Below are 19,741 nucleotides of genomic sequence, written 5' to 3'. Positions count from 1 at the left end.
GGAACGCCAGGGCCGGGGCGTTCGCCTCACCGACGCCGCGCTCCTGCTCGCCGAGTCCGCCGGGTAGTGGGGTGAGGACGCTGCTCGCATCGAGCCGCTCACCGGCGGAGTCGCCAACGACGTGTGGAGCGTGCGCGTCCACGGGCGCCTCGCGGTCGGTCGTCTCGGCGGCAGGAGCGAGGCCGATCTCGCGTGGGAGACCGCGCTTCTCCAGCACCTCGACCGCGGCGGTCTGACCGTGCCGGTGCCGATCCCGGCGGTGGACGGCCGGCTGTTCGCCGATGGCCTCGTGGTGACGACCTACCTGGAGGGTGGACCGCCCGAGACGCGAGACGACTGGCGTCGGGTGGCCGGCGTGCTCCGCGAGCTGCACCGGTTGACGCGGGGCTGGCCACAGCGCCCGGGGTGGCGATCGTCGACCGACCTCCTGCACGCCGAGACCGGCACGAAGGTCGACCTCGGTGCGATGCCCGCCGAGGGCGTTGCCCGCTGCCGGGCGGCGTGGGCGCGGCTCGCCGGACGTGAGACGTGTGTCGTGCACGGCGACCCCAACCCGGGCAACGTCCGCATGACCGCGAACCAGGTCGCGCTGATCGACTGGGACGAGGCGCACGTCGACGTGCCCGATCTCGACCTCGTGCTGCCCGGCAACGCCGCCGGCCTCGACGAGGGTGCGCATGACATCGCCGCGCAGGCATCGGCCGCGTGGGAGGCCGCTGTCTGCTGGGACGACGAGTACTCGATCAAGCGGCTCGCCGAGGTTCGAGCGGTCTGATGGCGCAGGCCGAAGAAGCAGGCCGGTAGACGCGGTTCGGGTCCGCGAAGCCGTAGCCGATGTTGATCTCACTGGTCCACGGCAGGTCCACGTTGCCGTTGTACCAACCCCGCAAACGGCCATCCGGGTCGACGTAGATCAGCTCGGCGCGGCCGTCACCGGAGATGTCCGCGAACTTCACCCGCTTCCGCCCAGGTCGTCATCCCGTGTTGACAGGAGAACCATCTCGGGCGGGCCGGCAAAGCGGCTGCAAGTGCCGCTGCAGCTCCTGGAAAGTCGCTGCAGGCGGTTTTGCCGGGCGGTCAGCGGGACCGGCGTGCGCGCACAGCGGCCACGGCCTGCGCGATCCTGGCCTCGAACGTGGCGAGCTGCCCGGCTTCCTCGGGGCTCGGCACGAACGGACGCCGCTCGCAGGCGGTTCCCCCGCGCCAGATCCGCTCGATGTCCCGTACCGCGCTGATGTCCGTCAGCGGATCGCCCGCGACGAGAACCAGGTCCGCACGTTGCCCGGCCGCGACACGGCCGCGGTCCGCGAGGCCGAACACCCGTGCCGGTGCGGAGGTGGCGGCGGCCAGTGCCTGTGCGGGGCCGAGGCCGCACCGCGCCAGCAACTCCAGCTCCCGGTGCAGGCTTTCCCCGAACACGGTCCCGGGGTTCGGGGCGTCGGTGCCCGCCAGCAGCGTGATGCCCGCGTCGGCCAGCAGCCGCACGTTGGCCTCGGCTCGCGAGTACGGCCGGCTGTCGACTCCGAGAGTGTTCTCAACGGTGGCGAGCGTCGGACCGACCGCGATTCCGGCCATGCGCTCGACCAGAGACGCAGGCAGCTCCGCGTCCAACGGGATGTGCGCCACCACGTCGACACCGGCGGACACGACCTCGTCGAGACCGGCCGTCGAGCTCACGTGGGCCACGACGACCAAGCCGTGCGAGTGCGCCGCCGTGACCAGCGCCGTGATGGTCGAGGGGTCGAGCGATGGCCACAGTCCACCGACACCGGAGAAGATCTTCAGGTAGTCCGAGCCCTCGGCGATCCGGTCCGCGACGAACCGGGCGGCCTCGTCAGCGGTGGCCAGCGTCGGGAACGGGTCGTACATCAGCGACGGGTGGCCGCCGGGCGCGGTGGCACCGACCCCCGCCGAACGCACGTCGGCCGCGTCTGGGCCCGAAGCCCGGGCCGCGGCCACCGCGTCCGGCATGCTGAACATGTCGAGCACGGTGGTGACGCCGCAGTTCAGCGACTGGACGAGAGCGCCGGGAACGAGGTGCACGTGGGAGTCGATCAGACCGGGCAGCACGGTCCCGCCCGCCGCGTCCACGACCTCGTCGCCTTCGCGGGCGACGGACACGGCCGAGCACTCGGTGATCAGCCCGTCGGCGAACCGGACCGAGGTCCAGTCCCGCGACGTCGTCCCGTCGAACACCTGCGCGTTCACGATCGTCGTCGCCACGGTAGGAGTGAACCATGACCGATCGCAGTGCCCGCTGGCAGCAGTACTGGGACCGGAAGTCGGCGACCTACGACCAGGAAATGGGCTTCCTGGACCGGAAGCTCTTCGGCGACTCGCGCAGGTGGGCGTGCTCGCAGGCATCGGGCGACGTGCTGGAGGTCGCCATCGGCACCGGGCTCAACCTGCCGCACTACCCCGGCGACATCACGCTCACCGGCATCGACCTCAGCGAGCAGATGCTCGGCCTCGCCCGGACCCGCGCCCGCGACCTGGCGCATGGAGTGACCCTGCGGCAGGGCACCGCGCACTCGCTCCCGTTCGGCGACGCGGAGTTCGACACGGTCGTGTGCACGCTGGGCCTGTGCGCGATCCCGGACCACGAGACCGCGATCACCGAGATGATCAGGGTCCTGAAGCCCGGCGGGCGGTTGATCCTCGTCGACCACGTGGAGAGCTCGTCCCGGATCGCGCGCGGCCTGCAGTGGCTCGTGGAACGGGTGACGATCCCGATGGCGGGCGAGCACTTCCTGCGCCGCCCGCTGCATCTGGTGCAGGCGCAACAGATGCAGATCGAGCAGCGCCAACGGTTCAAGCTCGGCCTGGTGGAACGGCTCGTGGCGAGGAAGGTCAGCGCAACGAAAGCGCGCGACTGATCGTGTGGAAGAGGTCGGTCTGGTCGGTCACCCCGACGACGTTCGCCGCCTGCGGGCCGTAGCCGGCGATGCGCACCTGCGTGCCGGTGTGCTCCTGCGACGTACCGGCCGGGTTGGTGGCGTAGTTCATCGTCATCAACGCGTTGTCGTGCGTGATGAGCGTCGCCGTCTGGCCAGGGCTCTTGGCGTCGTTCGGGATGATCTGGCTGGTGTGGCCGTGGTCGGCCGTCACGATGACGAGCGTGTCCTGGTGGCTGCGGGCGTACGCGAGGCCCGCGGCGATGGCGTCGTCGAAGCCGACGGTCTCACCGATCTGGCCGCACGGGTTCGCGGCGTGGTCCTGCTTGTCGATGCTCGCGCCCTCGACCTGCAGGAAGAAGCCCTTGTCGCGGCGGTTCGAGCGGTCGAGCAGGTCCAGCGCCTTGCGGGTCATGTCGGAGAGCTTCGGCGCGGACGCGGGCAGCGCCGGGTTCGGCGTGCAGGTCGAGGGCGGGGTGCCGCCCACCTTGGCGAGCGGGCCCGCCCACTGGACCTCCATGTTGCCGGCGGCGAACAGGCCCAGCACCGGCTTGTCGCGACCGGCGGCCTTGAGCGACGCGGCGTCCGTGGCGAGCTGGTAGCCAGCGGCCTTGGCCTGGTCCAGGACGGTCTTGTCCTTGAACTTGCCGGCCTTCACCTTCTGGTCGAAGTACTTCGCGCCACCGCCGAGGAGCACGTCCGGGCGGGTCTGCACGAGCTGCTCGGCGATCGAGCCGGCGCCGCCGTTCTCCTTGGCGTTCACCGCGCACTTCGCGGTCGTCTCGTCCGGGCCCTTGCAGTCGCGGTTGACGACGTGCGAGCCGAGCACCGCGGGCGTGGCGTCCTGCACCTCGGCGGTCGTGACGTCACCGGTGCGGTAACCCTCGCGCTTGGCCAGCTCCAGCAGCGTCGGCACCGGGTTTCCGTACGGGTCGACGGAAATCGCGCCGTTGTAGGTCTTCGTGCCGGTCGCCCAGCCCGTGCCGGACGCGGCCGAGTCCGTGACGTACTCCGGCTTCGACGGGTCGTCTTTTGTCACCGCGTAGGTCGTGTACGCACCCGTGAGCGGGAACGTGTCCATGTTCAGCCGGCCGGCGGCACCGCGGGAGTAGTTGCGAGCGCTGGTGATCTCCGAGTCGCCCATGCCGTCACCGAGGAACAGGATGACGTTGCGCGCCTTGCCGCCCTTGACCGCCTGACGCACCTCCTGCGTGCGGTCGCCGGACGACGCGCTGCGCACCGAGGGGTCGTCCTGGGCCATCGCGGCCGGCGCGGCCGCGGCCACCACCAGTCCGAGCACGGTCAGGGCCGTCCAGTTCCGCCGAAGATTCAACGCACCCACCGCAAAACACCTCCACAGCACGACAGCGGGACGCCGAAGTACCTCACTTCGGAGTGTTCTCCGAACGGCAACGAGATGTGCGTTGACAGGCCTTCCGGTGAACAGCACGACCAGACGATCGGCGCAAAACGGCCGTCCGGGCTGGAAGCCGGTCAGAACCCCGCCCCGGCGTCGCCTTCGCACGGGTGACCGGCCGGGCACCACCCGCGTGGCCAGGCGAATCAGTTCACCTGCACTTCGACATTCGCGTGGATGATCGCAAAACCGCAGGTGAGAGGGCGGTTGAGCGGGGCGGCACCCGTTCTGTTCAGTGGCCTGGTCGCCGCGCTTCATCAGCCGTGCATTGCCTGGACGCGGCGACCGGGCATTATGCGCAAATGACACTCCGGCAGGCGAGCGACTTCGCCCAGTTGTCCACCGAGATCAAGCAGGCCGGCCTGCTGGCTCGGCGGCACGGTTACTACCTCGCGCGGATCACCGCGAACCTGGTGGTCTACGCGGGCACGTGGGTGGCGTTCGCCTTGCTCGGGGACTCGTGGTGGCAGCTGGCCGTGGCGGTCGTGCTGGCCGTCATGACGACCCAGCTGGCGTTCATCGGGCACGACGCCGGCCACAAGCAGATCTTCACGGCGAAGCGGTGGAACCTGCTCACCGGGTACGTCCACAGTGGACTGATCGGCGTCAGCCACGACTGGTGGGTGAGCAAGCACAACCGCCACCACGCCAACCCCAACCACGAGGACGAGGACCCGGACGTCGACATCTCGGTGCTGGCGTTCACGCAGAAGCAGGGTGAGTCCAAGCGCGGCCCGCTGCGGTGGATCGCCTCGCACCAGGCGGCGTTGTTCTTCCCGTTGCTGTTCCTCGAAGGCTACGCACTGCACTGGCACTCGATCCGGCACTCCGGCCGCGAGCGGTTCCTGATGATCGCGAACGTCGTCGTCTACCTGGCCGCCGTGTTCTGGGTCCTCTCCCCCGTCTACGCGGTCGCGTTCATCTTGGTGCACCAGGGTCTGTGGGGCTTCTACATGGGATGTTCCTTCGCGCCCAACCACAAGGGCATGCCGGTGCTGTCGGCCGGCCACACGCTCGACTTCCTCCGCAAGCAGGTGCTGACCTCGCGCAACGTCCGCGGCGGCTGGTTCGTCGACTTCCTGCTCGGCGGGCTGAACTACCAGATCGAGCACCACCTGTTCCCGAGCATGCCGCGGCCGGCCCTGAAGCACGCGCAGCTGATCGTCAGCAAGTTCTGCGAGCAGCACGGGATCTCCTACGCGCAGTGCGGGTTGTTCCGGTCGTACGGGTACGTGCTGGAGTACCTGCACGAGGTCTCGGCGCCGATGCGCAAACCTGCCTGATTGTCCGAAAGTGGACAAAGGCTGACCAAAACGCCCGCCCGCGACCGTGAGCGCTGGTTTCCTCGGTGGTAGACCGAACTTGGGGGAACTTCATATGCGCAAACGTCTCTTCGGCGTGTTCGCCGCAGGTGTCGCACTGTCACTCGTCGCCGCCGGTCAGTCCGCCGCCGAACCCGCGCAGCAGGTCAGCCAGCCCGATCCGATGCTGGCTTTCCTGCCTGCCGAGGCCAAGATCGACTGGGCCGCGGTGCAGCGGAACCGGGAGTCCCGCAAGCAGACACGGGCCGCGATCGCCACCAAGTCCGCGGGCACCCCGCTGACGTACGGCGAGAAGGAGACCGGGCAGGGCGCGAACGACACGCCCGCCCAGGCCGAGCACGTGGCCGGGTTCGGCACCGGCCGCGGCAAGAACCCGAAGCTCAAGCTGACGGGCGATCTCGCGGGCGACCCGACGATCCCGGTCGTCACGCCGTTCCCCGAGATGAACGACGCCATCCCGAACGCCGGCGACACCCACGTGCCCGCGCAGAGTAGGGCCGTCAAGACCAGCGGCAAGATCGGCGACGGCCCGTACGGCAGCGCGGGTGACGGCAGCGGCGACCACGACTTCTACAAGCTGACCGGTGGCGCGACCGGGCTGTGGGCGACCGTCGAGACGCACACGCCGACCGGCGACCTGGACACGGTGCTCGCCGCGTTCGACGCGAACGGCCAGCTGCAGGGCCAGAACGACAACCTGGTGGGCACCACGGACAGCAGGCTGCGGGTCTTCGTGCAGCCGGGCACCGACGTCTACGTCATGGTCGCGGGCGCGGGCCCCGGCGGGATCCCGACCGACCCGCTGACGCCCGGCACCGGCAAGCGCGTCACCACCGAGGGCGTGTACGACCTGACGATCGCGACCGGCGACGGCCAGGTGGATAAGGACTTCTTCTCCGTCGACCTCAAGGCGGGCGACGTGCTCGGCGCGTCGGCGGCGGGCCGGGCGACCAGGGTCATGGTCCACGACCCGGCCGGGCGCGAGGTCTTCGGTTCCTCGCAGGACTTCAGCTTCCTCTACGCCGAGACCTCGCCGATGCCCGCCGGTGGCAACGCCGTCGCGGACTTCGTGGCACCGAAGGACGGCCGCTACACCGTCGGTGTCGAGAACGGTGACGGCGCCTACGACGTCACGGTCGAGGCCTTCCGCCCCGGCTCGGAGCTCAACCCGCGCCCCGAGGTGCTCTCGATCTTCCTCGACTTCGACGGCGCACGCGTGAACACCCGGATCTTCGGCGCCGACCCGGCCGGCAACCGGGACCTCTCGCCGCTCAAGAACTTCCTGCCGGCGTGGGGTCTCACCGCCGCCGACGAGAACGCGGTGATCGACTCCGTGGTCGCGACCGTGCGCGAGAACATCGAGCACGACCTCGCCGCCAAGGGCACCAACAAGCGGTTCGCCGTGCGCGTGCTCAACAGCCGCGACCACGCCGACCCGTGGGGCCAGAAGAACGTCAGCCGGGTGGTCGTCGGCGGCACCATCGCCGAGTCCGGCATCTCGACCGTCGGCATCGCGCAGTCGATCGACGCGGGCAACTTCGGCAAGGAGGAGACCGCGCTGGTGCTGCTGGACGTGCTCAGCAAGCCGGCCGGCCAGTCCGCGACCTCGCTGAACACCTACATCACCCCGGCGACGGTCAACAAGGCCGCGTTCATCGGCCGGGCGATCGGCAACATCACCGCGCACGAGGCCGGGCACATGTCCGGTAGCTGGCACCAGGACCAGTTCAACGCGGTCAACAGCCTCATGGACCAGGGCGGCAACCCGAGGGGCATGTTCGGGGTCGGGCCGGACGCCGTGGGTGGCACGGCGGACGACGTCGACGTCGACTACCAGGAGGACGTGCTCAACCCCAACGAGGGCTTCACCGGTCTTGAGGACGCCGTCAACCGCACCGCGTGGGCCTACACCCGAGGCAACAGCTGACGGTCCGATTCCCGCCAGATCCTCGACGTGATCTCCGCCAGGCTCGACGGCATGGGATCACTTGACGGGAAAGCAGCCCTGATCACCGGTGGAAGCCGCGGGATCGGGGCTGCTGTGGCGTTCAAGCTCGCCGCACTGGGCGCGCGAGTCGCCGTGACTTATCAGAACACCAAGCCGGACAACGGGTTCGCCATCCAGGCGGACAGCGAGGATCCGGAAGCCGTGGTGGCTGCGGTGGAAGAGGCCGCGGCGGAGTTCGGGCGGCTCGACATCCTCGTGAACAACGCGGCCGTGTTCCAGGTCGGTCCGTTGGAGGACCTGGGCCAGGAAGAGTTCGACCGCACCATGGCAGTGAACGTGCGCGCGCCCTTCCTCGCGTCACGTGCGGCGGCAAGGCACATGCGCGAAGGCGGGCGCATCATCAGCATCGGCAGCAATGTCGCTGTGCATTCACCATTTCCCGGCTTCGCGCTCTACTCGGCCAGCAAGACAGCGCTCATCGGCATGACGAAGGGCCTCGCGCGCGAACTGGCGCCGCGCGGCATCACCGCGAACATCGTCAACCCCGGTCCGATCGACACGGACCTGAACCCGGCGGACGGGCCGATGGCGGACACCATTCGCGGACTGACCGCTTTGGGACGCTTCGGGCAGCCGGAGGAGATCGCCGAAGTCGTTGCGGCACTGGCAGGTGACGCGGGCACGTATGTCACCGGAGCCAGCATCAACGCCGACGGCGGCTTCACGGCGTAGGCCGGTGCGAGGCTGTGCAACCCGTTTAGCGGCCGTGGGCTAGGTTCTCCGCACTCACTTCGAGGGAGAGCCGGACGATGTCGGACGTCTTAGCGGGCCTGCTGAATCCTCCAGCGGCCGAGCTCTACCAACGGCTGCTGCGGGCAGGTCAGCTGCCCCTCACCGACGCCGCGGAGGTCGAGGAGCTGGTCGAGGCCGGGTTCGCCCGCAAGCGTTTCGTGGGCGAACCCGTGATCGTCCCGGTCGAGCCGTCGCGCGCGGTCGACCAAGCCCTGATCACGGTGCAGCGCCAGCTCCTCGACCAGCACCGCATGATCGTGCGCGCACGCGAGCAAATGCAGGTGCTGCAGAAAGAATTCGTCGCCAATGCGGACCGGGACGACAGCGGTATCAGCGTCCACACGGATCCGGCCGAGATCGGCGCGCTGTCCGTCGAGCTGTGCCTGTCCGCCGAACGCGACTTCGCCAACCTCGAGACCGAGCACTACCGCAACCCGCCGGACGGCCGGTCGGCCAAGGTGCCGCCGGCCGCCGTGCTGGAACGCGGGGTCCAGTTCCGCAACATCTACGCCAGACCGGTGCTGGACCTGCCGTTCGCGGGCGAGATGGTCCGGCGGTGTGCGGAAGGTGGCTGGCAGCTGCGGGTTCTGCCCGAGCTGCCGATGAAGATGGTGCTCGTCGACGACCGCGCGGCGCTGCTGCCGCTGGACCGCACCGGCATGGAAGGTGCCGTGCTGGTCCGGGCTCCGGTCATCGTGTCCGCCCTGCGGATGTACTTCGAGATGCTGTGGAACAACGCGCTTCCGTTGCACGACAACGGCACGGTGAGCAAGTTCTCCGCCCATCAGCGCACGGTGCTGCGGTTGATGATCGGCGGGATGACCGACGCCGCGATCGCCCGTCACCTCGACGTGAGCGAACGGACGGTGCGGCGGCACATCTCCGCCGCACTCGACCTTCTGGGTGTGGACAACAGGATCACGGCGACCGCGATGATCGTCCGTGACGGCTGGCTCGACTAGTTGGCCCCGCCGGGAGGACCGTCGCACTGCCACTCGACCGGACCGGTGCCGCGCGGCTTCTGCCATCCGCCCACGAAGACGGAGGTGTACCCACCGCCGATCTCGTCACCGGCGAGCCAGGGACGTTCGAGCTTCGCGCACGTGCCCGGCAGCAGCAGGACCAGCTTGCTCCCGCTCGTCGTGAGGGCGAAGGCGGAGTTGGGATACCTCTCCGCCAGGTCGAAGGGCGCGATCGTGCTGCCTTCCACCCCGTCCGGGACGGTGAGGCGGATCTTGGACTTGGTGAACGTGTCGCTCCAGATGTTCACGGTGCCCGTGTCGGCGATGAACCCGTCCCGGCTGTGGCCGCGGAGCACACTGCCCACCGGCATCCTGGCCGCCACGGTTTCCGGGCCCCACGAGTTGGTGCCGTCCTGCCAGCCCAGGTGCTCCCATCGGTGCACGGCACCCGAGAACTCGGTGCCGTAGATGACACCGGGTGCCGCGGACGTCAGCGAGGTGAACTTGCTCCAGTCGGTCTTGATGCCGATCTGCTGCCAGTCCCGCAGATCCGCGGACCAGAACAGTCCACTGCCGACGACCCGGTAGTACACGCCGTAGCTGTACTTCTCGCCCGACCAGAAGACAGCCGAGACGTCACCCCAGCCCGAGGTCGCGACGACGTTCTGCCCGCTCCAGCGCGTCACCCCAGCGGACCGGTTCGCGTCCAGGCAGAACGAGTGCTCCACCAGCCCGCCCTCGGCCGTGATGCCGAAGACCTGACGTCCCCACAGGTAACACGGCTCGAAGGCCTCGGCCGGGGTGACCATCGTCAGGAGCATCGCGAAGGCGAGCAGAACTTTCCGCATGAGCGCAGAACCTACTGAGAGATCGTCAGCGGGGGAACGACCGGATCCGGACAGTGTCCGGACCCGGTCACCTCCCCCTGGCCGGTAGCGGCCATTGGCCGCTCGTTCCCTTACGTACCACCGAATTCACCGCCTAGCTTTGCCGCACCCCGAGGGGGGAAGAAATCCACACCAGTTGGGAGTACGACACATGCGCAGCAGAATCGTCCGGGGCATCGCCCTCGCCGCCGGCATGGCGATCGCGGCACTGGCGACGATCACCGCACCCGCCAGCGCCGCGCCCGGCGCGTTCTACGCCGAGGCGATCAACCGCAACAGCGGCAAGTGCGTGAACCTGGCGGGCCAGTCCGGCGACAACGGCGCGTGGATCCAGCAGTACCACTGCGACCACACGCCCGCCGCGAAGTTCCTGTTCCTGCAGAACCGCGACGGCTTCTACGAGATCTCGAACCAGAGCAGCCGCAAGTGCATCGACGTCGAGTCCGGCGGCTGGTGGAACGGTGCCCGCACCCAGCAGTTCAACTGCAACGGCAGCCTGACCCAGCAGTGGCGGCTCGCCGACCTCGGCAACGGGTACCACAACTTCGTCAACCGCTACAGCAACCGGTGCCTCGACGTGCCGTGGGCCAGCACGGACGACCGCGTGATCCTCAACATCTGGGACTGCGTGGCGGGTACCGGGGAACAGCAGTTCCGGCTCAACATCGGCTGATCAGGCGTCCTGTGCCCAGGTGACGGGCAGGGCGTGCACGCCGTAGATGTTCATGTCGGTCTTGAGCTTCACCTCGCGGGCTTCCACCGCGAGGTGAAGGCTCGGGAACCGGCGCAGCAGTCCCTCGAACCCGGCCCGCATCTCGATGCGGGCCAGCTGCTGTCCGAGGCACTGGTGGATGCCGTGCCCGAACGACAGGTGCCCGCGTGCGTTGCGGGTCACGTCCAGCTTGTCGGCGTCCTCGAACTTCGCCGGGTCGTGGTTGCCCGCCAGCAGTGACACGACCACCGTCGAGCCCTCGCGGATCGTCTCCCCGAAGAACTCGATGTCCTCGGCGGCATAACGGAAGAAGATGTCACCGACCGCCAGGTAGCGCAGCAACTCCTCGACGGCGTCCGGGATCAGTGCGGGGTTCTCCCGCAGCGCGGCCAGCTGGTCCGGGTGCTCCAGCAGCGCGAAAGTGCCCAGCGCCAGCATGTTCGCCGTGGTCTCGTGGCCGGCGAGCAACAGCAGGAACGACATGCCGACCAGTTCCTCGATGCTGAGGTCCTCGTCGCGGGCGAGGTCGGACAGCAGGTCGTCGCCGGGCTCGGCGCGCTTGGCCGTGACCAGTTCGGCCAGGAACGTGTTCAGCGCGACCCACACCGCCATCTTCTCTTCCAGGTCGATGTCCCTCTCCATGAACCGGGAGAAGTTGTGCTGGAAGGACTCCCGGTCGTCGTAGGGCACGCCGAGCATCTCGCAGATCACCAGCGACGGCACCGGAAGCGCGAACGCCTGCACGAGGTCGACCGGTGGCGTGAGGCTCGCCAGCTCGTCCAGCTGCCGTTCGGTGATCTCGATGATGTGCTCTTCCAGAGCCTTCATCCGCCGGACCGTGAACGCTCCGGTGAGCTTGCGCCGCAACCGGGTGTGGTCCGGCGGGTCCATCGCCAGGAACAGGCCGGGCACCTGCGGGGACGGCTCGGTCTGCTCCGGCATGCCGGGCACCGGGTACGGCACGTGCAGGATGCCGAGGTCCTGCCGCGAGCTGAACCTGGTGTCCGCCAAAGCCGCGCGCACCGCTTCGTAGCCGGTGATGAGCCAGCCCTCGTGGCCGTCGGGGAAGAGCATCGGGCTGACCGGACGGGTCGACCTCAGCTCCGCGACCCTGGCGGGCGGGTCGAACGGCGTGACGTCGCGGTCCATGGGAAGTCCGTGCTGCATGACAGGTTTCTCCTTCAGCGAGTTCAGCGGGTGGATTCGCGGTTGAAGAGCTTCTTGGACCAGAGGTAGCCGCCGACACCGATGACGACGCACCAGCCGAAGGCGATGTAGCCGCTGTTGCCGATCGGCGTGCCCATCAGCAAGCCGCGCAACGCGTCGATGAACGGCGTGAACGGCTGGTACTCGGCGAACCAGCGCAGCACGGTCGGCATCGAGTCGGTCGGCACGAAACCGTTGCCGAAGAACGGGAGCAGGATCAGCGGCAGGCCGATGTTGCTCGATCCCTCGACGGTCTTGCTCGCGAGGCCCAGCGCGGCGGAGAGCCAGATCAGCGCGAACGCCATGCCCACCAGCAGCCCCACCAGCGCGAGCCACTCGGCGAAGTTCGCCTGTGGCCGGAAACCGATCGCCACCGCGACGCCGAACACGAACGTCATGGCCAGCACGGTCTGCACCAGGCTGCCGATCACGTGTCCGGTCAGGACGGACACCCGCGCGATCGCCATGGTGCGGAACCGGTCGACGATGCCCTCGGTCATGTCCATCGCGATCGAGATCGACGTGCCCTGCACCGCCGCGGTGATCGCCATCAGGATGATCGTCGGCGTGACGTAGTTCAGGTACTCCGCCCGGCCGCCGGTCGGTCCGCCGATGCCGGCGCCGAGCGTGCCGCCGAAGACGTAGACGAACAGCAGCAGGAAGACGACCGGCATGATCAGCAGCTGGAACGTCATCGACGGGTAGCGGATCATCCGCTTGAGATTGCGGCGCACCATCGTCGCCGAGTCGGTCAGCACGTACGTCATGGCTGGGTCACTTTCTCGGTCAGGGCGAGGAAGACGTCGTCGAGGTCGGGCGTGTGCGTGCTGAGCGAGTCGACCGGCACCGCGTGCTCGTCGAGCCGGTCCAGCAACGCCTTGAGCGAGCTGACGCTGCCGTCGCTGGCCACTCGCAACGCCAGCGCCTCGCCGTCACGGGAAGCGTTGCGCACCACGCGCAGTGCCGCGTCGAGGTGGCGGGGATCGTTGAACTGCAACAGGACGTGCCCGCCGGGGATGCGGCGCTTGAGCTCGTCCGCGGTGCCCTCGGCGACGATCGTCCCGTGGTCCAGCACCGCGATCCGGTCCGCGAGCTCGTCGGCCTCGTCGAGGTACTGGGTGGTGAGGAAGATCGTGATGCCGTCGGCCACGAGCCTGCGCACGATGTCCCACATGGCCCGGCGGCTGCGCGGGTCGAGGCCGGTGGTCGGCTCGTCGAGGAAGATCACCTGCGGCGTGCCGACCAGCGTCATCGCGAGGTCGAGCCGCCGCCGCATACCGCCGGAGTAGGTGGACGCCGACTTGTCCGCCGCGTCGGCGATGTCGAACTGCTCCAGCAGCCGCTCTACCTTGAGCTTTCCTTCCGCGCGGCCGAGGTGGTGCAGGTCGGCCATCAGCTTCAGGTTCTCGCGGCCCGTCATCAGGTTGTCGACGGCGGAGAACTGACCCGTGACGCCGATCGACGCGCGGACCGCGTTGGGATCACGGAGAACGTCATGGCCCGCGACGGAAGCACTGCCGGCGTCCGCGCGGATCAGGGTGGACAGGATCTTGACCATGGTGGTCTTGCCCGCGCCGTTCGCGCCGAGCAACGAGAAGACGGTGCCGCGCTGGACGGTCAGGTCCACGCCCTTGAGCACCTCGTGGTCGCCGTACGAGCGGCGCAGGCCGGTTGCCGTGATCGCGTTCATGGTCTTCTCCTCAGGCGCGGCGGATCGTGATGTCACCGAAGGCGGTGTGGGCGGTGATCTTGACGGTCTCGCCCGCGTCGCCGGGGCCTTCGCTGGCACCCAGCGAGTTGTGCACGCGGCCGAAGCTGGTCTTGGTGTCGAGCCACGCGGCGGTGCCCTGGGCGATGCCGACCTCGATGCTGCCCATGGCGGTGTTCAGCGAGGCGGTGTCGCGCACGACCTCGCCGACGATGAGGGATCCCATGGCGCTCTTGGCTTCCAGCGAGCCACCGACGCGTTCGGCGGTGATGTCGCCGTTGGCCGCGCGGGCCTTCAGGTCACCGCCGACCGCGCCGATCTCGGTGTTGCCGTTGGAGTTGCGGACGTTCAGCGACCCGGTGACATCACCGATGCGGACCTGCCCGCTGCCGGTCTTGACCTCGGCGTTGCCCGTGACGGCGCCGACGCGGACCTGCCCGGCGCCGGTGTCGACCCGCAACGGCCCGGTGCGGTCGACGTGGACGTGTCCCGCCGACATGTCGATCTCGGTCTGGCCCAGCACACCGGTGGTGCGGGTGCTGCCCGCCGTCACATCGGCGTCCACTTTGGACCCGGTCGGCAGCTCGATCACGATGTCGACCGACCTGGTCTTCTTGGAGAAGTCGAACGTCCGCTTCTGCCCGCGGATCGTCAGCACACCATCGGCGAAGTCCACGCGGGTCTTCTGCGCGGCCTCGATGTCGGAGGCGTCGGACGGGTCGGACGGCCGCACGTCGACGACCGTGTCGACGCGGTCGCTCGCGAGGATCTGCACGAAGCCCGCGTAGACGTCGAGCTGTACGGAAATCGGTTCATAGGTCTCGTAAGAAGGCATGGCTGTCCCCTCAGAAGGTGTCGGAAGAACGTCTCCGCAGGTCGGAGACGTGAAGAAGAACGGGTGTGGTTAGCGGACCCAGCCGACGAAACGCTGGGACGAAGGAGCGGGCCCGCCGGTCAGCGGCTCGCTCGGCTTCGGCGCGAGCTGGGCGGACGCGGCGCGCACGAGCCACGCGTTGACGGAGCGGCCCTCCTTGGCCGCCGCCTCGTCGATCGCGGCCTTGAGCGGCTCGGGCAGGCGGACGTTGATGCGCACGGTGGTGCCGTCCTCGAAGCCGGTCGCCACGTCCTCGGCGGGTGCCGCGGCGGGCTCAGGCGCGACGGCGACCGGCTGTTCCGGCGTCCGGCGCGTCACGACGAACTTGGGGTCACGGCCCCGCAGCAGCACCTGCACCGAGTCCGGCGCCAGGTCCGCGGTGATCTCGTCGGCGGCGGCGGACAGCGCTTCGAGCAGTGCCAGCCGGATCGCCGACTCCATCGTCACGGTCAACCGCTCGACCAGCGCACTCGCCTCGTCGCCGCCGGTCTCGACGGCGGTCAGCAGCTCGCGACCGAGGGAAGCCACATACGGGGTCAGATCCATGGCATCACTATGGCACACGGTGGCACCACCGGCAAGCATTTCTGGCTCAGTTTGATGCCACTTTGGCTCAGTGCAGGTCAGAGGCTCTTTTCGACGAACGTGACGGCCTCACCCAAGGGTGCGCGACCCGTGCGTAGCTCAGTTTTGGCGCCATCCTCGTACCCGATCGACATGCCGGCGTCGGACCACCGAGGCCCGCCCACGCCGCCGGCTGCTCGTGACGGACTCCTGTCGGTGTGCGTCCCGTTCTACGAAGGCTGAGCGTCGTCCGGATGAGCGAACTTGGTCAGCAACGCGGTGAGCTGATCGTGTTCCTCGGCGTCCAGCACACCACCGAGCCGGTCGGACAACGGCTTCGCGGCCACGTGCCCCTCGTCGAACAGCGCCAGCCCGGCCGGGGTGATCTCCACGGCCCGCGCCCGCCGATCACCGGGAACGGCCTTGCGCACGGCCGGGTCCCTTGCGCTCCAGGTCGTCGACCACGCGCATGATCCCGGCCTTGTCCGTGCCCGTGGCCGACGCCAGGTCGCGTTGCATCGTCGGCCCGTTGTTGACCAGTTCCGTCAGCACGGCGAAGTGCCGCAGCTCGATCCCCAGCGGCCGCAACGCCTCCCCATCACCGCGGCCGCGCGCCAGTGGGCCCGGCGCAGCAACAACCCCAGCGCGAACGGCGACACGTCTCCTGGCCGGTCGGTCGCACGCGCGGGCTTGGTCACGATCGGCATGCCACCTGGGTGAACCGCCGCCTTCAGATGGTCGCCAACCTGGTCGTGCAACGAGAAACGAGCGCCGACTTCGACCGGTTCGTGCTGGACCGAGGCGTCCGCGACCCGCGCGCAAGCGGCCGGGAACGACTACGTGAGCACCTCGGTGAAAGCCCTCAGCGGCGTGCCCAGCACCGCGAACACGACGTGGTCGAAGAACCGGTTTTCCCGCAACACTTCCCGGAACGTCTCGGCGACGACCCTCGGCTCGTTGCCGAACACACCGCATCCCCACGCGCCGAGCACCAGCCGTCGATGGCCGTGAGCGGCCGCGACGTGCAGCACCCTGGTGGCACGTCTGAGCAACGCGTCAGGAATGCCCGCTGCACGCTCGGGCTGGTTGCGCACGATCGCCGACCTGTTCGGTGCCGCCGCCGTCAGAAACGACACCGGGTACGGATCGTCGAGCAGGTTTCCCTTGTCGTCGCGGAAAACCGGCACGTTCGGCGAGTAGATCACGCGGTCGCTGTAGGTCAGGTCGTCGTGCGCGCGGTGGTGCCGGTAGAAGTCACCGGCCGCGAGCAGGCAGGGGTAGAGCGCCGACGACCGCGCGACGCTCTCCTCCTGAGCCTGTGCCCCGTTCAGGAACCCACCGCCGGGGTTGCGCGCGGACGCGAAGACCAGCGCGGCGATGTCACCGCCGAGCCGTCGCGACGCCTCCAAAGTGGACTCATCGGTGACGTCGACTTTCGCCGGCTTTCCCTGCTCCGGCAACGACAACTCGTCGTCCGGCAGGTGGAGCCTCGTTCCGGCCACCGCCGGCGGGACGGCGATCGAGACCTCACCTGCGCCGGTGAGGTAGGAACCCCGTTCGGAGATCTCGACGGTGTCGCGGGCGATCGCACGCAGCCTGCTGCTCATGATGGACCTCATTGTCGCCCGGCAGGCCAAGCGGTTTTCACGCCCAGCGGCCACCACCGTCGACGTGCAGCACAGTTCCGGTGGTGAAACGGTTGGTGAGAGCGAACAACGCGGCCTCGGCGACGTCCTCGGTGGTGCCGAACCTGCGCGCAGGAACCTTCGCGGCGACTCCGTCGAGGAACGCGGTCTTCTCGTCGCCCATCCCGTCCCACAGCCCGGAGTCGATGATCCCTGGCGAGATCGCGTTGACCCGCACCGGCGCCAGCTCCACGGAGAGCGCCTCGATGAGGTGGCCGAGCGCGCCGTTGGTGGTGGCCATGACGACCAGCTCGGGTGCCGGCCGCCAGCCCACCACGCCGGAGAAGAACAGGAACGAGCCGCGCACGGTGAAGTGCTTGGCGAGCAGGATCGGCCCGATCACCTTGGCGTTGAACGACTTCTGGATGGCGTACGCGCTCAGCTCGCGCACCGGGCCGTTCGCGGCGGCACCGGCCGTGCTGATCAGGTGGTCGACCGGGCCGACGGTCTCGGCGAGCGCGGAGATGGACGCCTCGTCGCCGAGGTCGACGGTCGCGGTCTCGGCGCCTCCGACGAGCTCCGCGGTCTCGTCGAGCTTGGCCTTGTCGCGGCCGGCGAGGATCAGAGTCGCACCGGCCTGATGCGCGGACAGAGCGATCGCGCGGGCGATGCCGGACCCGCCGCCGATGACGAGAATCCGGCTGCCGGTGAGGTCGAGGCGCACTTCAGTCTCCTTCTGGGTGGTTTCCTCCAGGCTCGGTGAGCAGCCCCTATGCGTCCAATGCCGGTATTTTCTGTTTGTCATAAACTTTGCGCATGGTCACTGTTCAGCAGGTCGAACGCTTCCTCGCCGTGGTGGCGCACGGCACGTTCACCGCGGCGGCCGAGCAGACGAACGTGACGCAGCCCGCGCTGTCCCGCAGCGTTCGCGAGCTGGAACGGACCATCGGCGCCCCGCTGCTCGAACGCTGCCCGCGCGGTGTGGGCCTGACCCCGGTCGGCCGCGCGATCCTGCCCGCCGCCCGCGCGCTGCTCGCCGAGGCCCACCGCGTGCGCGACATCGGCCGCCGGGCCGCCGGACTGCAGACCGGCGAGCTGCACGTGGCGTCCGTGCAGTCGCTGACGCTCGGCGCATTGCTGCAGGTCGTGCACCGCTGGCAGGAGAAGTACCCGCTGATCTCACTGCGGCTCAGCGAGTTCACCCACCGCGCACGCCTCGAAGAAGCCGTGCGCGACGGCTTCGCGGACGTCGCGGTCGCACCCCGCCCGGACGCGTGGGCCGGCCCGGTCCACGATCTCGGTGTCGAGGAGTTCGTGCTCGTGCTGCCCACGGGCTCTCCCGTTCCTGCCGGCCGGTTGCCCGTGCGTTCGCTCGCAGGTCGCCGATGGGTGCACTACGAGCAGGAGAACGGGCTGTCCGACGTGGTGGACCAGGTGTGCGCGGCCGCCGGTTTCGTGCCGGAGGTGGCGGTGCGGACCCTGCAGACCAGCGCCGCACCCCGTCTCGCCGCCGCCGGCCTCGGACCGGCTCTGGTGCCCGCCAACGTGCTCTCCCCCACCGACGCCGTGGCGGTGGCGTTCCCGGAACCCGCGGTGCGCCGCCCGATCGCGGCGTTCACCCGGCACGCCCCGGATCCGGTGGCGGGTGCGTTCATCGCCATGCTCGCCGAGCACGTGGCGTTGCTGCCCGCCCACCTGCGGCCGCCCGAGCATCAAATCCGGGCATAGATCTCGGCCACGGCGTGGAACGCCAGCTTCGGCTCCCAGTGCCCGTCGTCGTAGACCTTCACGATTCCCGGGCTCGCCATGTCGAAGTCACGACTCGGCTCGTCCGGCCGGTGCGTGTAGTTGTTGAGCGCGAACATGTACACGAACGCGCCGTCCACCTGTGCTTCCTCGAAGATCTCCAGCAGCTCCCGCAGGTACACCGCCTGCTCACCCTCATCGCGGACGTAACCGTCGTTGACGCGGACGGGCCGCCCCTTCTCGTCGTTCTCGACGATCCCCATGCTGCTCGGCGCCGCCGCCCCCGAGCCACGCCACGCGGCCGTGCCGAACCCGGTGATCGCGACCGGTTTCCCTTGCGCCACCAGGCTTCGGACCGCCTCCGGGAACTGGTCCGCGACCTGGGCAGACCTGATCAGCTCGTACGCCATGATGTCGAAGAGGCTCCAGTCGACCCGCTCGAAGTGGATGCAGGCGTAGGTGAGCAAGCCTGCGAACTCCGCCCGGATCGCCTTGACCGCCCCGGCCATGAACTCGTTGAACCGCTCGCCGACGTCCTGCATCCGGCTGGGATCGCTCACCAGCCGCCGCACGCGGTCCATCACGTCGTCGCCGTCCACGAACCCCTGGTTCATGATGGTCAGCTCGACGCCCGCGACGAACACGACCTCGGCGCCTTCCGCCCTGACCCGTTCGGCTCGCCGCGCGCAGTCGACGAACAGCTCCAGGATCTCGGCTTGGTCGAGCTCCAACGGGTACGGCGAGAACCACACCTCCAGGCCGAGCGAGGCCGCGATCCGAGCCGCCTGTTCCAGTCGCTCCGGGGAGCCGCCGATCAGGTGGACGGCGTTGCAGTGCAGCTCATCCCTGATGACCCGCAGATCCCGCGCGACCACGTCGAGATCGAACTCCGGCACGGAGATCTCCCCATGACGGACGAAGCCGGTGTCGTAAGCGATGCCCTTTGCTCTCATACTTACATGCGTACACGCAATTTTGCGTGTACGCAACTTATGCTGGCCAGACCAGCAGCACCGGACAGGGCGCGTGGTCGACGACGAACCGGGTCGCCGGGCCGAGGCTGCGCGGACCGGCATGGCTGACG

The 19,741-nt window shown here is 68.9% G+C and carries 22 protein-coding genes; 8 read left to right on the top strand and 14 right to left on the bottom strand.

The genetic code is table 11. The features are described from left to right. Positions 1–88: 88 nt before the first annotated feature. The gene (locus ABZX92_RS38480) at positions 89–775 is read left to right on the top strand and encodes a phosphotransferase (protein ID WP_355570403.1); all 687 of its coding nucleotides are present in this window, start codon (positions 89–91) and stop codon (positions 773–775) included. On the opposite strand, the gene ABZX92_RS38475 is transcribed toward ABZX92_RS38480, so the two are convergent. Further along, positions 744–956 carry a hypothetical protein gene (locus tag ABZX92_RS38475; RefSeq protein ID WP_355570401.1) on the bottom strand — a complete coding sequence of 71 codons (213 nt, stop codon included), beginning with the start codon at positions 954–956 and terminating at the stop codon, positions 744–746. The genes ABZX92_RS38480 and ABZX92_RS38475 overlap by 32 nt on opposite strands. Positions 957–1,077: 121 nt before the next feature. Then, positions 1,078–2,223 (bottom strand): amidohydrolase family protein, encoded by a 1,146-nt coding sequence (locus tag ABZX92_RS38470; protein ID WP_355570400.1) that lies wholly within the window; start codon positions 2,221–2,223, stop codon positions 1,078–1,080. Positions 2,224–2,237: 14 nt separating this feature from the next. Here ABZX92_RS38470 and ABZX92_RS38465 point away from each other — a divergent pair, with 14 nt between their 5' ends. Continuing rightward, positions 2,238–2,876, top strand: coding sequence for a class I SAM-dependent methyltransferase (locus ABZX92_RS38465; protein ID WP_355570399.1), 639 nt, complete (start codon positions 2,238–2,240; stop codon positions 2,874–2,876). On the opposite strand, the gene phoA is transcribed toward ABZX92_RS38465, so the two are convergent. Then, the gene (gene phoA, locus ABZX92_RS38460) at positions 2,851–4,155 is read right to left on the bottom strand and encodes an alkaline phosphatase (protein ID WP_355570402.1); all 1,305 of its coding nucleotides are present in this window, start codon (positions 4,153–4,155) and stop codon (positions 2,851–2,853) included. The two genes, ABZX92_RS38465 and phoA, sit on opposite strands and share 26 nt — an antisense overlap. A gap of 458 nt (positions 4,156–4,613) precedes the next feature. Between phoA and ABZX92_RS38455 the strand changes: the two genes are divergently transcribed. From ABZX92_RS38455 to ABZX92_RS38440, 4 genes are all read left to right on the top strand, one after another. Then, positions 4,614–5,594 carry an acyl-CoA desaturase gene (locus tag ABZX92_RS38455; RefSeq protein ID WP_355570398.1) on the top strand — a complete coding sequence of 327 codons (981 nt, stop codon included), beginning with the start codon at positions 4,614–4,616 and terminating at the stop codon, positions 5,592–5,594. A gap of 94 nt (positions 5,595–5,688) precedes the next feature. After that, positions 5,689–7,560: a hypothetical protein gene (locus ABZX92_RS38450; RefSeq protein WP_355570397.1), complete on the top strand. Its 1,872-nt coding sequence runs from the start codon at positions 5,689–5,691 to the stop codon at positions 7,558–7,560. A gap of 51 nt (positions 7,561–7,611) precedes the next feature. Next, positions 7,612–8,313 carry an SDR family oxidoreductase gene (locus ABZX92_RS38445; RefSeq protein ID WP_355570396.1) on the top strand — a complete coding sequence of 234 codons (702 nt, stop codon included), beginning with the start codon at positions 7,612–7,614 and terminating at the stop codon, positions 8,311–8,313. A 77-nt stretch (positions 8,314–8,390) separates the two neighbouring features. Next, positions 8,391–9,335 (top strand): LuxR C-terminal-related transcriptional regulator, encoded by a 945-nt coding sequence (locus ABZX92_RS38440; RefSeq protein ID WP_355570395.1) that lies wholly within the window; start codon positions 8,391–8,393, stop codon positions 9,333–9,335. Here the strand turns inward: ABZX92_RS38440 and ABZX92_RS38435 are convergent. Further along, on the bottom strand, positions 9,332–10,183 hold the full coding sequence (locus tag ABZX92_RS38435) for a hypothetical protein (protein WP_355570394.1): 852 nt from the start codon (positions 10,181–10,183) through the stop codon (positions 9,332–9,334). The genes ABZX92_RS38440 and ABZX92_RS38435 overlap by 4 nt on opposite strands. Positions 10,184–10,373: 190 nt before the next feature. Between ABZX92_RS38435 and ABZX92_RS38430 the strand changes: the two genes are divergently transcribed. Then, a complete protein-coding gene (locus ABZX92_RS38430) occupies positions 10,374–10,895 on the top strand; it encodes an RICIN domain-containing protein (RefSeq protein ID WP_355570393.1) in 522 nt (173 codons plus the stop codon). Here ABZX92_RS38430 and ABZX92_RS38425 read toward each other — a convergent pair whose 3' ends face one another. The 9 genes from ABZX92_RS38425 to ABZX92_RS38385 all read right to left on the bottom strand — a co-directional run bounded on the left by ABZX92_RS38425 (position 10,896) and on the right by ABZX92_RS38385 (position 17,635). Further along, on the bottom strand, positions 10,896–12,101 hold the full coding sequence (locus ABZX92_RS38425) for a cytochrome P450 (protein WP_355570392.1): 1,206 nt from the start codon (positions 12,099–12,101) through the stop codon (positions 10,896–10,898). Positions 12,102–12,124: 23 nt separating this feature from the next. Next, the gene (locus tag ABZX92_RS38420) at positions 12,125–12,907 is read right to left on the bottom strand and encodes an ABC transporter permease (protein WP_355570391.1); all 783 of its coding nucleotides are present in this window, start codon (positions 12,905–12,907) and stop codon (positions 12,125–12,127) included. After that, positions 12,904–13,830, bottom strand: coding sequence for an ATP-binding cassette domain-containing protein (locus tag ABZX92_RS38415; protein WP_355570390.1), 927 nt, complete (start codon positions 13,828–13,830; stop codon positions 12,904–12,906). The genes ABZX92_RS38420 and ABZX92_RS38415 overlap by 4 nt, the downstream gene beginning before the upstream one ends. A gap of 10 nt (positions 13,831–13,840) precedes the next feature. Beyond that, positions 13,841–14,683 (bottom strand): hypothetical protein, encoded by an 843-nt coding sequence (locus ABZX92_RS38410; RefSeq protein ID WP_355570389.1) that lies wholly within the window; start codon positions 14,681–14,683, stop codon positions 13,841–13,843. Positions 14,684–14,752: 69 nt separating this feature from the next. After that, positions 14,753–15,268: a ribbon-helix-helix protein, CopG family gene (locus ABZX92_RS38405; protein ID WP_355570388.1), complete on the bottom strand. Its 516-nt coding sequence runs from the start codon at positions 15,266–15,268 to the stop codon at positions 14,753–14,755. Between the two features lie 248 nt (positions 15,269–15,516). Continuing rightward, positions 15,517–15,717, bottom strand: a complete 201-nt coding sequence (locus ABZX92_RS38400; protein ID WP_355570387.1) for a MarR family winged helix-turn-helix transcriptional regulator — start codon at positions 15,715–15,717, stop codon at positions 15,517–15,519. Further along, on the bottom strand, positions 15,695–15,874 hold the full coding sequence (locus tag ABZX92_RS38395) for a helix-turn-helix domain-containing protein (protein ID WP_355570386.1): 180 nt from the start codon (positions 15,872–15,874) through the stop codon (positions 15,695–15,697). Before ABZX92_RS38395 ends, ABZX92_RS38400 begins: the two co-directional genes overlap by 23 nt. A 248-nt stretch (positions 15,875–16,122) precedes the next feature. Then, positions 16,123–16,893: a TIGR02452 family protein gene (locus ABZX92_RS38390; protein ID WP_355570385.1), complete on the bottom strand. Its 771-nt coding sequence runs from the start codon at positions 16,891–16,893 to the stop codon at positions 16,123–16,125. 37 nt (positions 16,894–16,930) lie between these two features. Continuing rightward, a complete protein-coding gene (locus ABZX92_RS38385) occupies positions 16,931–17,635 on the bottom strand; it encodes an SDR family oxidoreductase (RefSeq protein ID WP_355570384.1) in 705 nt (234 codons plus the stop codon). 92 nt (positions 17,636–17,727) lie between these two features. Between ABZX92_RS38385 and ABZX92_RS38380 the strand changes: the two genes are divergently transcribed. After that, positions 17,728–18,639, top strand: a complete 912-nt coding sequence (locus ABZX92_RS38380; protein ID WP_355570383.1) for a LysR family transcriptional regulator — start codon at positions 17,728–17,730, stop codon at positions 18,637–18,639. Here ABZX92_RS38380 and ABZX92_RS38375 read toward each other — a convergent pair. Further along, complete coding sequence (locus tag ABZX92_RS38375) at positions 18,624–19,610, bottom strand: hypothetical protein (protein WP_355570382.1); 987 nt, start codon at positions 19,608–19,610, stop codon at positions 18,624–18,626. The genes ABZX92_RS38380 and ABZX92_RS38375 overlap by 16 nt on opposite strands. Between the last annotated feature and the right edge of the window lie 131 nt (positions 19,611–19,741).

The organism is Lentzea sp. NPDC006480, from assembly GCF_040611995.1.
In the GTDB taxonomy this organism is placed as follows: Bacteria; Actinomycetota; Actinomycetes; order Mycobacteriales; family Pseudonocardiaceae; genus Lentzea.
This window is presented reverse-complemented; position numbering and strand designations above follow the sequence as displayed.

What these genes read in the sequence shown, in the direction of transcription:
- ABZX92_RS38465 (WP_355570399.1), top strand. Translation starts at nt 2,238, where the DNA reads ATGACCGATCGCAGTGCCCGCTGGCAGCAGTACTGGGACCGGAAGTCG.
- phoA (WP_355570402.1), bottom strand. Translation starts at nt 4,155, where the DNA reads ATGGCCCAGGACGACCCCTCGGTGCGCAGCGCGTCGTCCGGCGACCGC.
- ABZX92_RS38455 (WP_355570398.1), top strand. Translation starts at nt 4,614, where the DNA reads ATGACACTCCGGCAGGCGAGCGACTTCGCCCAGTTGTCCACCGAGATC.
- ABZX92_RS38450 (WP_355570397.1), top strand. Translation starts at nt 5,689, where the DNA reads ATGCGCAAACGTCTCTTCGGCGTGTTCGCCGCAGGTGTCGCACTGTCA.
- ABZX92_RS38445 (WP_355570396.1), top strand. Translation starts at nt 7,612, where the DNA reads ATGGGATCACTTGACGGGAAAGCAGCCCTGATCACCGGTGGAAGCCGC.
- ABZX92_RS38440 (WP_355570395.1), top strand. Translation starts at nt 8,391, where the DNA reads ATGTCGGACGTCTTAGCGGGCCTGCTGAATCCTCCAGCGGCCGAGCTC.
- ABZX92_RS38435 (WP_355570394.1), bottom strand. Translation starts at nt 10,183, where the DNA reads ATGCGGAAAGTTCTGCTCGCCTTCGCGATGCTCCTGACGATGGTCACC.
- ABZX92_RS38430 (WP_355570393.1), top strand. Translation starts at nt 10,374, where the DNA reads ATGCGCAGCAGAATCGTCCGGGGCATCGCCCTCGCCGCCGGCATGGCG.
- ABZX92_RS38425 (WP_355570392.1), bottom strand. Translation starts at nt 12,101, where the DNA reads ATGCAGCACGGACTTCCCATGGACCGCGACGTCACGCCGTTCGACCCG.
- ABZX92_RS38420 (WP_355570391.1), bottom strand. Translation starts at nt 12,907, where the DNA reads ATGACGTACGTGCTGACCGACTCGGCGACGATGGTGCGCCGCAATCTC.
- ABZX92_RS38415 (WP_355570390.1), bottom strand. Translation starts at nt 13,830, where the DNA reads ATGAACGCGATCACGGCAACCGGCCTGCGCCGCTCGTACGGCGACCAC.
- ABZX92_RS38410 (WP_355570389.1), bottom strand. Translation starts at nt 14,683, where the DNA reads ATGCCTTCTTACGAGACCTATGAACCGATTTCCGTACAGCTCGACGTC.
- ABZX92_RS38405 (WP_355570388.1), bottom strand. Translation starts at nt 15,268, where the DNA reads ATGGATCTGACCCCGTATGTGGCTTCCCTCGGTCGCGAGCTGCTGACC.
- ABZX92_RS38390 (WP_355570385.1), bottom strand. Translation starts at nt 16,893, where the DNA reads ATGAGCAGCAGGCTGCGTGCGATCGCCCGCGACACCGTCGAGATCTCC.
- ABZX92_RS38380 (WP_355570383.1), top strand. Translation starts at nt 17,728, where the DNA reads ATGGTCACTGTTCAGCAGGTCGAACGCTTCCTCGCCGTGGTGGCGCAC.
- ABZX92_RS38375 (WP_355570382.1), bottom strand. Translation starts at nt 19,610, where the DNA reads ATGAGAGCAAAGGGCATCGCTTACGACACCGGCTTCGTCCGTCATGGG.